We start from the raw sequence: 14,827 nt of genomic DNA, 5'->3' as shown, positions 1-14,827 counted from the left end.
AAACTCAAAATATCCTAAAAGAGACAAGCCTTACGGCTTGTCTCTTTTTTTAAGTAATAATATGCTCTACAAAATAAATAAAAAGCCCCACAAACCCTCCTACCACCGTTCCGTTAATCCGGATAAACTGAAGATCTTTACCTATTTCCAACTCTAGTTTATTCGAGATTTCTTCTTTGTCCCAGCTTTTTACCGATGAAGCTATTAGGTTCCTATCATTTCTTTGTTTTTCAAAAGAATACCCAACAAATCTATTTTTATAAAATCATTTATTTTGTTCAGCATAACTGGATCACCTTTTATACTAACTCCAAAATTCTGAATCATATTAATGATTTTATTTTTTTATTTTCAGAATCATCTTTCTTTTCTATATCGGCATCAATTGCAACCTTCATCTGACTCCATATAGCATTGATATATTCTTTTACTTCACTTTTATGAGCAAACTCAATCACCAAATCATTTACTTTTTGCTGTAATTCTGGCGAACTATTTAATTCAGAAATAAAATCAAGAACATATGTATTTATTTTTCTCCTGATACTACTGTTAGAATGTTTTGCTTCATCGATAAAATCATAAAGCCCATTAAAAATTCCATCCGCAATCTTTTTATCAGCCACACCAAGTGTGTACCATGGAGTTGACTTATTGACTTTTTCACGAATCACATCTCTATTATTCTGTAATTTCTTCGGTAAGTATTTTCAATACATTAGTGATTAACTGCTCTTGCTTTTCACTTTTGGTTAAGGACTCCAACCCTACTGCAATCCATTCTCCAAAATTTATCTCTCGTAATTTGGTTTCAAATTTGGCTTGAATAAATTTCTGAACATCTTCATCAACTATTGTTCTTAAAACGCGAATTATATCCTCAATAATTAATAAAGCAATCGTATTTGCATTAGACTTATCAGACAACCAGTTTGCAGCTTTTTCTGCAAAATTAAACTGCTCTATTTTCGCTTCTAATTTATCTTTTATCAAGAACTCATCAGAAACAAAAGTGCCTAGATTTTGCCCAATAACATCTTTATTATTAGGTATTAACGCCGTATGCGGAATTGGCAATCCCAGAGGATGCCTGAATAATGCCACTATAGCAAACCAATCTGCAATTCCGCCAACCATAGCCGCCTCACTAAAGGCTTTTAACCAACCTATTTTAAAGTAAATTGCAATTAGAAAAAGAACTACAGCTACACCCAATACTCCCAGAGCAAATCTTTTCATTTTGATTAAACCAGCCGCTTTGCTCTTACCCTCTTGATTACTATTGCTTTTCATAATATGCCGAATTAGTTAATAAGCTAATTTATTCAATTGTTTCTACAACTGTTTTCATTTTAATAAGATAATTTTACAATCTTTCTATATATTTATAGTCTGCTATTAAGCTAATTATAAATGATATAATTAAATACAAAGGCTATTTTAAAAAAAATAATATTAAAATTGTACTTTTGCCAACTGAAAATCCGAAATTATGATTATTGTAAAATCACGTGAAGAAATAGAGTTAATGCGCGAAAGTGCCTTAATCGTATCAAAAACATTAGGAATGATTGCTTCTGAGATAAAAGAAGGAGTTACCACATTATATCTTGATAAACTAGCCGAAGAATTCATTCGTGATCACGGTGCAGTTCCAAGCTTTTTAGGTTTGTATGACTTCCCAAACTCACTTTGTATGAGTCCAAATTCACAAGTTGTTCACGGTATCCCAAATAACACTCCTTTAAAAAGCGGTGATGTTATCTCGGTAGATTGTGGTGCATACAAAAACGGTTATCATGGAGATCATGCCTATAGCTTTGAAATAGGAGAAGTTGCTCCAGAAGTTAAAAAATTACTACAAGTTACCAAAGAATCTTTATATGTTGGAATCCGTGAATTTAAAGCTGGAAACCGTGTAGAAGATGTTGGAAGTGCAATACAAAAATATACAGAAGCACATGGATACGGAGTTGTTCGTGAACTTGTTGGACATGGACTTGGGCAAAAAATGCACGAAGACCCTGAAATGCCTAACTATGGTAAAAAAGGAAGAGGGAAACTTTTTGTTGAAGGAATGGTTGTTGCCATTGAACCAATGATTAACCTTGGAACAAGAAACATAAAACAACATAAAGATGGCTGGACAATTACAACAGCCGACGGTAAAGCAAGTGCACATTTTGAACATGATGTAGCTTTAATCGATGGTAAACCAGAAATCTTATCCACTTTCCAGTACATCTATAAAGCACTAGGAATCGAGAGCAACGAAGAAGATGAGTTCAGAAAAGTGCCTTTAGTCTTGTAGATTCCACAGAGATTCACAAAGATATGCGCCAAAATTCACAAAAATCATAATTTAAAATGTATTCAGAAAACTTAGTTTCGTAAGATGAACTAAATGCGATTTCATATAAAATTATTGGTTTAGCAATCGAAGTTCACAAACAATTAGGTCCTGGTTCATTAGAATCAGCTTATCAGGAATGTTTGTATTATGAACTTGTCAATTCCGGTTTAATCGTTGAGAAACAAAAAGCATTACCGATAATTTATAAAGACATAAAATTAGATCACGGATATAGAATTGATTTGCTGATAGAAAATAAAATTGTAATTGAACTAAAAACTGTTGAAGCTTTTACTGATGTACATTTTGCGCAAATCCTTACTTATCTAAAACTAGGAAATTATCCGTTAGGATTACTTATTAATTTTGATTCAAAAATTTTAAAAAATAACATAAAAAGATTTATAAACACTTTGTGATGCTCTGCGCCTCCTTCGTGAATCTCTGCGAAACAACCCCATGAAGAAACTTTTCAAACTAGTTCTTAATACCATTCCACGTCCATTATTAATTCGTTTGAGTTATGTGGCACGTCCTATTTTAGCCTTTACATTAAAAGGAGATAAATTTACCGATCCTATCGATGGTAAAAGTTTTAAAATGTTTTTGCCTTACGGATATGGCAAACAACGTAACAATGTACTTTCACCAAGTACTCTATCTTTAGAAAGACACCGTTTGTTATGGCTATACCTGAACGATCAAACTGATTTCTTTACAGCACCAAAAAAAGTATTACACTTTGCTCCCGAACAAGCTTTTTACAAACTATTTCGCAAGCAAAAAAATCTTGATTACACAACGACCGATTTATTCTCTCCTTTAGCAGATGTAAAAGCAGATATCTGCAATTTACCTTTTAAGGATAACGAATATGATGTCATTTTATGCAATCACGTTTTAGAACACATTCCAGATGACACCAAAGCGATGCAGGAATTATTCCGTGTTTTAAAACCTGGAGGAATGGCTGTTTTACAAATCCCACAAGATTTATCTAGAGCAGTTACTTTTGCCGATGACACTATTACAGACCAAAAAGAACGTGCTAAGATATTCGGACAATATGATCATGTACGTATTTATGGCCGTGATTATTTTGATAAATTAAGAAGCATTGGCTTTATCGTAATCGAAGAGGATTACACCAATAAAATAGCTCCAGAGCTAGTAGAAAAATATTGTTTAACCAAAGGAGAAATTATCCCACTTTGCTTTAAACAGGAAAACTAAATAGTTTTTTCACCATATTAAGTGACATAAATTCATTTAAAAAGTTTTCAAAATAGCAATAATTTGAAAACTTTTTAAATTTTATACAACTTCCTAAATTACAACCAAACCAAACCCTTAATCTTGAAACCCTCGAAATCATTTCAATTTTGCTTTGACATCAGTTTTGAAAAAAATCTGAATACCCATATTCCAACCGCTTACATTCTTCAAGATGTTAATGCTAATGACATTAAATATTTAAACAAAAAAGCAACTCCAGACGTTCTTGAAAGTTTTGGAATTGTTTTCGAAAATTTAGATTCCAATACAAAAAAAATACTGACTGCTTGTGATTCTTTAAAACCTGAATTTATTTTCAAAAAATTTAGTGCAAAAATAAAATCAGCAAAAACAATTACTGACCTGCAAAAAGATTCCAAAATTGATTTTGCAATTCGCCAGCATTTAAAAGTAAATTTAGATTCCTTTTATACGCTAATTGTAAAAGAACAATTTCCGTTATCTATTAATATGGGAATTGAAAAGGATTTTTATCGCACACAAGTTCGTACTAATCCTCTTGATTTTGAGCCTCAGATTCAATTTGACAAACACTCAGAAGGAATTACATATACGCTATCTTTAAAAGAAAACAACACTACTTTTTCACCCATGAATAGTAGTATCGACATACTATTAGATGAACCAGGCTGGTTGATGATCGATAAAAAATTAGGACAGCTAACAGCCTTGAATTCTAAGAAGCTTTCACCTTTTTTAAAGAAAAAATCGATCGAAATCCCCTCGAGATTAGTTGATGACTATTTTAAAAATTTCATTCCTGAAATAGCCAAAAAAACAGACATTGAAGCAACTGGTTTTGAAATTGAACTTCGTGATAAAATTATTTCCTGCACGATTCAACCTGTTTATGATTTCTTCAAAAACTGTTATTATCTCAACCTCCATTTCGATTATGACGGGTATTCATTTGATTCCAGTAAAACTAAAAAAACACATACGTATGTCGATTTTAGCATTGCTAATGAACCTAAAATAATTCAGTTTAAACGAAGTTCTAGCGAAACTTCATATACAGAAAAACTACTTGAAATTGGTTTTATAAAAATCAAAAATGAATTGTTTGGATGGAATTCTGAAACAGAAATTCCCGACCCTTATGCTAATATTCAATTGGTAATTAATCGTAAAGAAGAGCTAGAAAGTTTAGGTTTTACAATTGAAAAGCTTCAACTGGAAAGCAAAGCAATCATTACAGAAAATCATACCGTTTTATTTTCAAAAGGAGAAACAAAAGAAGATTGGTTTGACATCAAAATAATCCTTAAAATTGGAACTTTTACTATCAATTTTAGTGAAATTATTCCGAATATAAAACGCAAAGAAAGACTCTTTTTATTACCTGACGGAAACTATTTTTTGATTCCATTAGAATGGCTCAGTAAATATAGCTCGCTGGCAAAATTAGCCAGAACAGAAAATGGAAATCTACTTTTGCGCAAAAGTAATTTTGCAGCTTTGGATGCAATTCCGGAAATCAAAAACGATGTAAACCCTATTCTTAAAGCTGAATACGCCTCTTCTGATTTGTTAAAAGCTACTTTGAGACCATATCAAATTGATGGCGTTAAATGGCTTTTGAGTCATTTTAACTCCAATTTAGGGGCTTGCCTAGCTGATGATATGGGACTTGGAAAAACGTTACAAACTTTGGCTGTATTAGTTGCCGTTCAGGAACAGCTAGGATTTACAACCAAAACTACAAATTTTGATTTGTTTCAAAACGAAACCGTTATTGAAAGAGATCCTTTAAAAACCTTGATTGTTCTACCTTCTTCATTGGTTTTTAACTGGTACAATGAATCTCAGAAATTCACACCGCATTTTTCAAAAATGCAGTATGTTGGTAACGACAGAAAACTATTAGCAAGTAGATTAGAATCATCCGATTTGATTTTTACCAGCTACAGCATCATTCATCGCGATATTGCAATTTTAGAAAAATATAATTTTCGCTATTTAATTTTGGACGAAAGTCAATACATCAAAAATAAAAATTCTAAAATTTTTAAAGCGATTAATAAAATAAATACAGAACATAAAATAGCTCTAAGTGGTACACCTATCGAAAACTCATTAGACGATTTGTGGTCGCAAATGCAATTTATAAATCCTGATATTTTGGGTAGTTATAATTTCTTTGCAGAAAACTTCAAAATACCGATTGAGAAAAAGCAAGATGAAGATAGTTTAACAGAGCTAAAAAATCTTATTCAGCCTTACATCTTAAGAAGGACCAAAGAGCAGGTATTAAAAGACTTACCAGAATTAACCGAGCAGATTTATTATTGCGACATGGATCCTGAACAGGAGAAATTATATGAAAAAGAAAAATCAAAAGCTCGTAATTTTTTATTAAAAACAGATGGCTCCGGTCCAGACAAAATTAGCATCATCAATACGTTGATGAAGTTAAGACAGCTGAGTAATCATCCTAAAATGGTAGATCAGGAATCAGAAATTGATTCTGGAAAATATAATGCAGTTACAAACTATCTGGAAACTTTAGTAAAAGGGAAACAAAAAACCATCATTTTTAGTTCATTTGTTACCAATTTGAGTTTTTATACAACTTGGTGTAAAGAAAACAAAATAGATTTTTGCGAGATAACAGGTGAAACTCCTGCTAAGAAAAGAGAAAACAAGTAAATCTGTTTCAGGGAAATGAAAATCCTTTGTTATTTTTTATTTCACTCAAAGCAGGTGGCGTTGGTTTAAATATCACCAAAGCTTCTTATGTTTTATTCTTAGATCCATGGTGGAATCCCTTTGCCGAAAAACAAGGAGTAGGAAGAGCTCATAGAATTGGAACATATTAAATAAAGTAAATGTCATTCGATTTATTTCTGAAAAACACAGTCAAGAAAAAGTAATTAAACTGCAAGAAACAAAAAACTACTATCAGATTCACTATTAGAAGAAAGCTATATATATGACGAAATCGAAATTAATTTAGAATACATATTAGGTTCTTAACAAGTAGGCCCATTTTTCGTTGTATAAAATTGTTATATTTACATTTTGCAACATAATTATTATGCTAAAATTATCTTAAAGAAAAATAATTTTCATCCTTATTTTGACTTCGGCAAAAGCCCAAGGACAATTGAAATTACCCCTTCATATAACATCAAAACTGTTTTGTTTGTACAAAGCGGGCAAAATGTTGTTCCGATATTTGAATTAGGAAGTGAAATCTCAATTGCAATTTGATGATCTCTTTGGCAATGAAGCCGATTATTACTACGAAATAACACACTGTGACTATAATTGGATTCCTTCAGATATTCCAAAAACAGAATATTTACAAGGATTTGATGGGCAACGAATCGTCAATTACACCAATTCCTTTAATACTTTACAAATATATTCGCATTATAAAATTTCTTTTCCAAACCCAAACACCCAATTATTAATTACTGGTAATTACATTCTCAAAATTCTGAATGAGGATAAAGAAATTGTCTTTTCCAAAAGTTCATTGTGTATGAAAATCTAGTCACAGTTCCTGCTCAGGTAACAAGCAGAACTGTAAGTAATATCGAATACAAGCATAAATTAGATTTACATAAAATCCAGCACCCTCGACTTTTCAAACTCCTTTACGAAGTGTGAAAGTGCTTTTATTACAAAATGGAAATTTTAACACTGCAATAAAAAACGTACCTCCACAATACACTATTGGGAATGACTTGATATACAAATACAACGATGAAACCCAATTTTGGGCTGGAAATGAATTTTTATATTTTGAGAATAATACATTTGTAACGCTGGTAATAATGTAGGAAGAGTAACTCAGCAAAGACATTTACAACTCCTATTTATACACTAACCAAGCCAGAGGAAACTTTCCTTATACAAACTATCAGGACATAAATGGTAACTTCGTGGTAAAAAATATAAATGCCTCAAACAATGAGGTTGAAGCTGATTATGCTTGGGTTTATTTTACACTTTGGTATCGGCTTTCCGACTCAACAAAGACATTTATATCAATGGAATGTTCAATAATTATGGTTTAACTCCAGAGAATAAAATGGAATACAATACTGAAAAAGGGGTTTATGAAAAAGCAATAATGATAAAACAAGGATTTACGAATTACCAATATCAAATAGCTGATAAAAAAGGAGTAATCGATTTCGAAAATGCAATTGATGGTAATTTTTTCCAAACCGAGAATGAATATACCATACTGGTTTATTATCGTGAGAACAATGACCGTTATGATCATGTAATTGGAAAAGGATACGCTAACTCATTGAATATCATTAATTAAAAAACATTTTAAAAATGATTCTTTTGAATCATTTTTTTTTGTAAATTTGCTTCTATTACGCACATATATAACACTTTAGTATGGTTTCTCAAATAACAAGAGGCATAAAAATATCCGTTTTAACTAGTTTTGAAGGTACCTACTTCAAGAACTACAAGATTCATTTTGCCTTTAGCTATGTGGTTACTATTGAGAACCATAGCAAGGACTCTGTGCAGCTTACTTCCCGCCATTGGGAGATCTTTGATTCGCTAAACGATATCGAAATAGTTGATGGTGAAGGAGTAATAGGTAAAAAACCAGTTTTAAAACCTGGCGAATTCCACACCTACAGTTCAGGTTGTTTATTGTCATCTCCATATGGAGCAATGAAAGGATATTTCAATATGGTGAACTTTACTACTACAAAAATTTTCAAAGTTATTGTACCTACTTTTAGAATGTGCGCTCCATTTGCGTTGAACTAATTTTTTTTCTATATTTTTTTTATAGTTATCTTATACTAAAATTATCAAATTATTAGTTTAACCTTCGTACTTTTGTACAGCGTTAGATAATTCGTATAAAATGAATTATCCAACTGTTAATTTGTCTAATTATCTAATTTTAAACAATATGCTAAAAGGATTTTTTCATGTACCTAAAGCGGTAAACGAACCCGTAAAAGGATATGCGCCAAACTCACCAGAAAAAGCAGCTGTACAAGCAGCTTATACTACAATGTGGAATTCTAAAATTGATGTTCCGTTATACATTGGAAGTGAAGAAATTAAAACTGGGAACACAAGAAACATCACGGCTCCTCATGACCACAAACATGTAGTAGGAACTTACCACCTAGCCGAAAAAACACATATAGAAAAAGCAATTGCTAATGCACTTGAAGCAAAAGATGCATGGGCAAGTATGGCATGGGAACAACGTGCTGCTATTTTCTTAAAAGCTGCTGAACTTATTGCTGGTCCTTACAGAGCTAGAATAAATGCAGCTACAATGATTGGACAATCAAAAAACATTCACCAAGCAGAAATTGATGCTTCTTGTGAATTAATTGATTTCTTACGTTACAATGTAGAGTTTATGACGCAAATTTACGCAGATCAGCCAAAATCAGATTCTACAACTTGGAACCGTCTTGAATACAGACCTCTAGAAGGTTTTGTTTACGCAATTACTCCTTTTAACTTTACTGCTATTGCTGCAAATCTTCCTGCAAGTGCTGCAATGATGGGGAATGTTGTTATCTGGAAACCAAGTGATAGCCAAGTATTCTCTACAAAAATTATCATCGACGTATTTAAAGAGGCTGGAGTTCCAGACGGAGTAATAAATGTTGTTTTTGGTGATGCATTAATGATTACTGACACAGTATTAGCAAGCCGTGATTTTGCTGGAGTTCATTTTACAGGTTCAACTCATGTATTCAAAGATATTTGGGCAAAAATCGGTGCAAACATTCACAATTACAAAACATATCCAAGAATAGTAGGAGAAACTGGTGGTAAAGATTTTATCATTGCTCACCCAAGTGCTAATGCTAAACAAGTATCAACAGGAATTGTACGTGGAGCATTTGAGTTCCAAGGACAAAAATGTTCTGCTGCTTCAAGAGCTTATATTCCACAAAGCTTATGGCCTACAATTAAAGAACAATTAATTACTGATGTGAAATCTATGAAAATGGGGTCACCAGAAGATTTTGGTAACTTTATTACTGCTGTTATTCACGAAGGTTCTTTTGATAAACTAGCTAGTTTCATTGACCAAGCTAAAAAAGATGCTGATGCTGAAATAATCGTTGGTGGAAACTACGATAAGTCTGTTGGGTACTTTATTGAACCAACAATAATAGTAACTACCAATCCAAAGTATACAACAATGGAAACCGAATTATTCGGACCAGTTATTACTATATATGTATATGAAGATGCAAAATGGGAAGAAACTTTAGAATTAGTTGATACTACTTCTGAATATGCTCTTACTGGAGCTGTATTTAGTCAAGACCGTTATGCTATTGAAGTAGCTACAACAAAATTGCAAAATGCTGCAGGTAACTTCTATATTAATGACAAACCAACTGGAGCAGTTGTTGGAATGCAGCCATTTGGTGGTGCAAGAGCATCAGGAACAAATGATAAAGCTGGTTCTGCATTAAATTTATTGCGTTGGGCTTCTCCAAGAACAATAAAAGAAACTTTTGTAACTCCTGAAGATTATAGATATCCGTTTTTAGGAGAATAATCTCTAAAGTTTAAAAACTATAAAACCCCACAAGCTTCAACTATTTTTGAAACTTGTGGGGTTTGCTTTTTCATAAAGAATTTTAATCAAACGCTGTTTTATTTGTACTATTTTTCACTCTTTATTGGTTTTCAAAAATATAACACCAATAAAAAACCCTATTGTGCTATTTTTAAAACTTATCATGACATAGAAAAAATTAAGTTCACATGTAAATTTGGAAATTCTTGATTGAACAGATAGACTTAAGAAATAAAGAATAAAATATTCATACATAAATATTAAATTAAGTAATTATGAAAAGTATAGAAAAAGCACCTAAAATAATCCGTGAAGCCAAAAGCATCAACCATCCAATTGATTTCAAATGGAATGGAAAAATAATGGAGAAACTTATCGATCCTGCAGAAAATCATACCAAACTAGAACTTGCCTTAACAAGCATTAGTTACAAAGCTTCTTTAGGACTAACAGCGGCTCTACTTGAATGGATATATTGGCGTTATAAAAATCACACTGAAGCATCTCATGAAATGAAACAGCGCATCGAAGCACTTTGGTGCTCAGTATCAAATCCTGAATACACTAAACCATTAGTTTTTGACCTCAACATGAATGCTCCTGCATCTGGTCCTATAGATGGCCCACTTTGGGTTGCACTTATGAATGTGAGAATAATAGATGTACTACGTCGAAAAGGATCTTATTACCTTCAAAGTGAAATTGTTGGCCTAATATTACTTGCACGCCATATCTCTCCTAAGAAAAAAACATTTAACAAATGGCTTAAAAGCACCTTAAAAAAACTTAATATTTTATTTCCTTGTCAATATAATTATGAGGATTTAAATAATAATGAGGAAGTATACAATCCTTCAGCAGAACCTGTAATATGTCGTGATTTTTTCTTTGACCCATTTTACAAATACACAACAAAATCTTCTGAAATTGCAATTAAGACTTTTGTTGCAAGGTTGGATTACGAAATAAATCCCTTTTTATGTTTTCCAATTGAAAACAGCTAACATTCTTTTTATAAAAGCCCCATAAGCTCTAACTACCTTTAAAGCTTATGGGCTAGTTTTTTAGTTATAAATTAAGTTTATTTATCTAGTTCAAAACTAGAAATAGTATGAAAAGAATCTATTTCAGTATTTTTTTTACCTTTAAAAGTATCGTAGTTTACAACCAATAATTTCCCTTTATAAATTATCGTTTCACAAGGATTATCTAATTGCCCATCAGAACCATCAGCATTACCATTTTCCCATATTAAATGTATTGTATTTGTATTTAAATCCAACTGATGAACGCTATTATTATCATAATTGGCAATAAAAATAGAATTCCTTTTTTCATCATAAAAAAATCCATCACAACATTTTAATTTATCCGAGTCTAAAACTACTTTTTTAGATTTAAGCTTACCCTCTTTTGTAAATTCAAGTTTTGTAATTACACCGTCTCCAAAATTTCCCGCATACAGATTCCCTTTTTTATCAAAAGCAATACCGTCAATGCCAATGGTTCGTTTTGTTACTTCGGGTTTAAGAGTAAATGTGGTTACTAGATAATTGGGTTTCGTATCCTTATCCAAAATTATTTTCCCAGAATTTAATTCCTTTAACGAAAAACTATAAATCCCACTTTCTCTTCTATTCTCAAAAAGAGCATCAGTAATATAAACTCTATCTTTATACCATCTTACAGCTTCACCAAAATTGAAACCTTCTGCTAATACCTCAGCATATTTAGGTTTTCCATTCTCAACTATAACCCTTATCAGTCTAGAAAAATTTTCATTATCAGTAAAAAACTGATTATCCATTACATATAAATTCCCATCAGGGCCAAATTCCATTCCCATAGGATGTACTTTCTTCGTCACCGGATGTACAGGCAATTTATCAAACCACGTTATTGGTTTATCATTTTTATCAAAAGTCAGAATCTTACTTCCGTGCTTTTCAAACGTAACCGGATTAGTGATTGATAAATAAAGATTCCCTTTTTTATCCAAAGCCATCCCGTCGGGTGTTTGAGAAGTTTCTCCTAAATCGACAAATAAAGTTGGTTTAATTAATTTAGAAGTTTTATCGATTGTAATCTCTTGCTTTGTTTCCTGCGAAAACATGCTTAGAGAATAAACCGCCATTGCAATAGCCATTACACTTTTAAAATTTGATTTCATATTGATTCTGATTTGAGATTGTTATTGATTAACTTCCTGTTCTATTTCTTTCTTCTTCATTACCAGTAATTCTTTGTTTTGCGACAATCTCTTTTTATTCCCAAATTTATAAGAAACAGCTAACTGAAAAGATTTATTGTCATAGTAATTCTTACCTTCATGATAGACGCCATTAACAACAGAACTTCTGTTTATTTTCTCAGTTTTAAATATATCAGTACCTCTAATAGAAATTTTTAGATCTTTATTCCATAAAAGATATTGGAACGCCAGCGAAAAAGAACTCATTTTTTTGTTAGTAAAAATCCCTTCTACACCAGGAAAACTATACCAGTAACTTACATTAAAAAGTACTGTTTTATTGGTATTTAAATTAAAATCATTACTGGTTGATAACCTAAAATTAAAGCCATTTTGTTCTCTTTGTGCAACGATTAAACTGGACTTAGAAATAACATAACTAAAATCGACCGCATTATTACTTGTCCACCATTTAAATTTATCGAATACAAATTCCTCCGAATTCCGTAACGTTGCGTGTCTATATAGTTTTCACTTGTATGAAGAATTTCATTTGAAACAGGGTCAGCAATTGTAATCTCAGAAAATAAATTGTTCTCATAACTAAAATACAACTTGCTTTCTATTTTTTTATAAGTATAAATAAACTCTACATTATCAATAAATGCAGGCTGCAGAAACGGGTTCCCTTTAAAAGACTGAAAAGGGTTCCAAAAATGAGTGTTAGGATTCAAATCTCGAAACTGAGGTCTTTCGATTCTTTTACTATAACTTAAGCTAAGAGTTGAATTATCATTGTCAGTATACGTCAAGTATGCAGTGGGGAAAAATTTAATATAATCCTTATCAATTGACTGAATCAAAGCTCCTGTAAGAATCCTTGTCTGTGTACTTTCTACTCTTAATCCTAATTGAAAATTCCAGTGGTCATTTATCTTTTTGTTTCCTGAAAAATAAACCGCTTGTATATTCTCTATATAATCAAACTCACTTTGCTCTAAAGGTAGGCCTAAAACCGGCGAATCTACTAAGCCACTATTGAAAGCTGAAATATGATTCTTTGATTTTGAATTCGATACTTTACCTCCAAAACTCAAAGCTGCCCATTGGGTAGGGTAATCGAAATCTAATTTCCCAGATAAATTTGTTATACCCTGCACATTCCTATTTATTCCTGAAAAATATTGCTGTGAGTCAGAATCTTCAACAATTGAAATACCGCTATAAGTTCTATTGTCTCTTGATTCGTAATTAAAATAATCCAGATTTAAAGTTATTTTTTTTCCTAACGAATCAATTTTATATTCATTGTAAATATTTAATGAATTAATAACAACTTTTAGTGCTGCCACTCCTCCATTTGACTTTAAATAGCTAATAATTTTACCATTTGTATTATCATAAACACCTGTGAAAGGATTATCAGTAAATAAAGGTTCCGAATTATTAAATAAAGTTTGGACTCCCACAATCCATTTTGGAGATACCTGATAATCAACACCAATATTCCCATATGTTCTAGCATTCACACTTTTATACGAAGAATTCGTATGCCAAATCTCCGTTGGAAAGTAGGTGTAATCATCCTGAATATTATATCTTTTACCCGACATATAATTTAAGGTCGATGTGATGCTTAATCCATTTTTATTGTAATTAAAGTTCCCCATTAGAGCACCTTGGCTGTAAAATCTTTGAAGATAAGTAGCTCCCATCAAGGCATTCCAAGAATCTTTTTTTGCCTTTTTTAATTTAATATTGACTAAACCACTTTTACCTTCCGCTTCATACTTGGCTGGTGGCGTTGTAATTACCTCTATACTTTTAATGTTATCGGATGGAATTGATTTTAGATAATTAGCCAGATCTTCTTGAGAAAGTTGGATAATTTTATCATCGATCAGAACCATTAAAGTACTTTTCCCTATTATAGTTATATTATCATTCTGCACTTTTATCCCCGGAGTAACTCTTAGTGCTTCCAAAGCATCTCCTCCTGTAGCATTAATCGAATTTTCAACATTAAAAACCAAACGGTCTACTTTTCTTTCAATCAGTTTCTTTTTTCCTCCCACTACAACCGATTCTAACTGAACACCGCTATCGATTGTTATAGCCCCCAAGTTTAAAGCAGCCAATATTGATAGATTTTTAGAAAATAGAAGCTCGTTTCCTTGTCGGATTTCCAATATGTATTTTCCTTGTTTCGCGTTTAAAACAAAATCTCCTTTATCATTTGTAAACTCGCTCATTCTATTTCGTGTGTCTTCTTCTATTAAGATAACTTCTGAAAAAACAATGGGTTCCTTTTTAGTAGTTACAACACTCCCCTCAATTTTAAACTGGGCAGACATTGATGCGCAAGAGAACACCAATAAGGTAATAATGTATTTTAATTTCATATCAAGCTAATATTTGTTTTTTAAGGATGAATCATACT

11 protein-coding genes and 2 pseudogenes are annotated in these 14,827 nt (G+C 31.9%); 9 read left to right on the top strand and 4 right to left on the bottom strand.

What is annotated here, in order from left to right; translation table 11 throughout:
- Positions 1–49: 49 nt before the first annotated feature.
- Positions 50–1,293 (bottom strand): annotated as a pseudogene (locus tag AC1RYN_RS16640) (DUF445 domain-containing protein).
- Between the two features lie 199 nt (positions 1,294–1,492).
- On the opposite strand from AC1RYN_RS16640, the gene map reads away from it, so the two are divergent.
- The 9 genes and pseudogenes from map to AC1RYN_RS16595 all read left to right on the top strand — a co-directional run bounded on the left by map (position 1,493) and on the right by AC1RYN_RS16595 (position 11,200).
- The gene (gene map / locus AC1RYN_RS16635) at positions 1,493–2,311 is read left to right on the top strand and encodes a type I methionyl aminopeptidase (RefSeq protein ID WP_264206540.1); all 819 of its coding nucleotides are present in this window, start codon (positions 1,493–1,495) and stop codon (positions 2,309–2,311) included.
- Between the two features lie 98 nt (positions 2,312–2,409).
- Positions 2,410–2,772, top strand: coding sequence for a GxxExxY protein (locus AC1RYN_RS16630; protein ID WP_481807847.1), 363 nt, complete (start codon positions 2,410–2,412; stop codon positions 2,770–2,772).
- Positions 2,773–2,812: 40 nt separating this feature from the next.
- Positions 2,813–3,586, top strand: coding sequence for a methyltransferase domain-containing protein (locus AC1RYN_RS16625; RefSeq protein WP_481807830.1), 774 nt, complete (start codon positions 2,813–2,815; stop codon positions 3,584–3,586).
- Between the two features lie 123 nt (positions 3,587–3,709).
- Positions 3,710–6,298 (top strand): DEAD/DEAH box helicase, encoded by a 2,589-nt coding sequence (locus AC1RYN_RS16620; RefSeq protein ID WP_481807829.1) that lies wholly within the window; start codon positions 3,710–3,712, stop codon positions 6,296–6,298.
- 26 nt (positions 6,299–6,324) lie between these two features.
- Positions 6,325–6,468, top strand: a complete 144-nt coding sequence (locus AC1RYN_RS16615) for a C-terminal helicase domain-containing protein (protein ID WP_481807828.1) — start codon at positions 6,325–6,327, stop codon at positions 6,466–6,468.
- Between the two features lie 242 nt (positions 6,469–6,710).
- Positions 6,711–7,931, top strand: a pseudogene (locus tag AC1RYN_RS16610) (type IX secretion system plug protein).
- Between the two features lie 80 nt (positions 7,932–8,011).
- Positions 8,012–8,398, top strand: coding sequence for a Co2+/Mg2+ efflux protein ApaG (gene apaG, locus AC1RYN_RS16605; protein ID WP_035618015.1), 387 nt, complete (start codon positions 8,012–8,014; stop codon positions 8,396–8,398).
- A 148-nt stretch (positions 8,399–8,546) separates the two neighbouring features.
- Positions 8,547–10,175 (top strand): L-glutamate gamma-semialdehyde dehydrogenase, encoded by a 1,629-nt coding sequence (gene pruA, locus AC1RYN_RS16600; protein ID WP_481807846.1) that lies wholly within the window; start codon positions 8,547–8,549, stop codon positions 10,173–10,175.
- A gap of 296 nt (positions 10,176–10,471) precedes the next feature.
- Entirely contained in the window at positions 10,472–11,200 is a 729-nt protein-coding gene (locus tag AC1RYN_RS16595) for a hypothetical protein (protein WP_481807827.1), read from the top strand.
- A 77-nt stretch (positions 11,201–11,277) separates the two neighbouring features.
- Here AC1RYN_RS16595 and AC1RYN_RS16590 read toward each other — a convergent pair whose 3' ends face one another.
- From AC1RYN_RS16590 to AC1RYN_RS16580, 3 genes are read right to left on the bottom strand one after another with little or no spacing between them, the layout of a single operon-like run.
- Complete coding sequence (locus AC1RYN_RS16590) at positions 11,278–12,366, bottom strand: NHL repeat-containing protein (protein WP_481807826.1); 1,089 nt, start codon at positions 12,364–12,366, stop codon at positions 11,278–11,280.
- Between the two features lie 21 nt (positions 12,367–12,387).
- Positions 12,388–12,819, bottom strand: coding sequence for an outer membrane beta-barrel protein (locus tag AC1RYN_RS16585; RefSeq protein WP_481807845.1), 432 nt, complete (start codon positions 12,817–12,819; stop codon positions 12,388–12,390).
- Entirely contained in the window at positions 12,801–14,789 is a 1,989-nt protein-coding gene (locus AC1RYN_RS16580; protein WP_481807825.1) for a TonB-dependent receptor domain-containing protein, read from the bottom strand. The genes AC1RYN_RS16585 and AC1RYN_RS16580 overlap by 19 nt, the downstream gene beginning before the upstream one ends.
- Between the last annotated feature and the right edge of the window lie 38 nt (positions 14,790–14,827).

The organism is Flavobacterium sp. TC780 (assembly GCF_056783245.1).
Note: the sequence above shows the minus strand (reverse complement) of the source record. Positions and strands in the feature narration are given on the sequence as shown.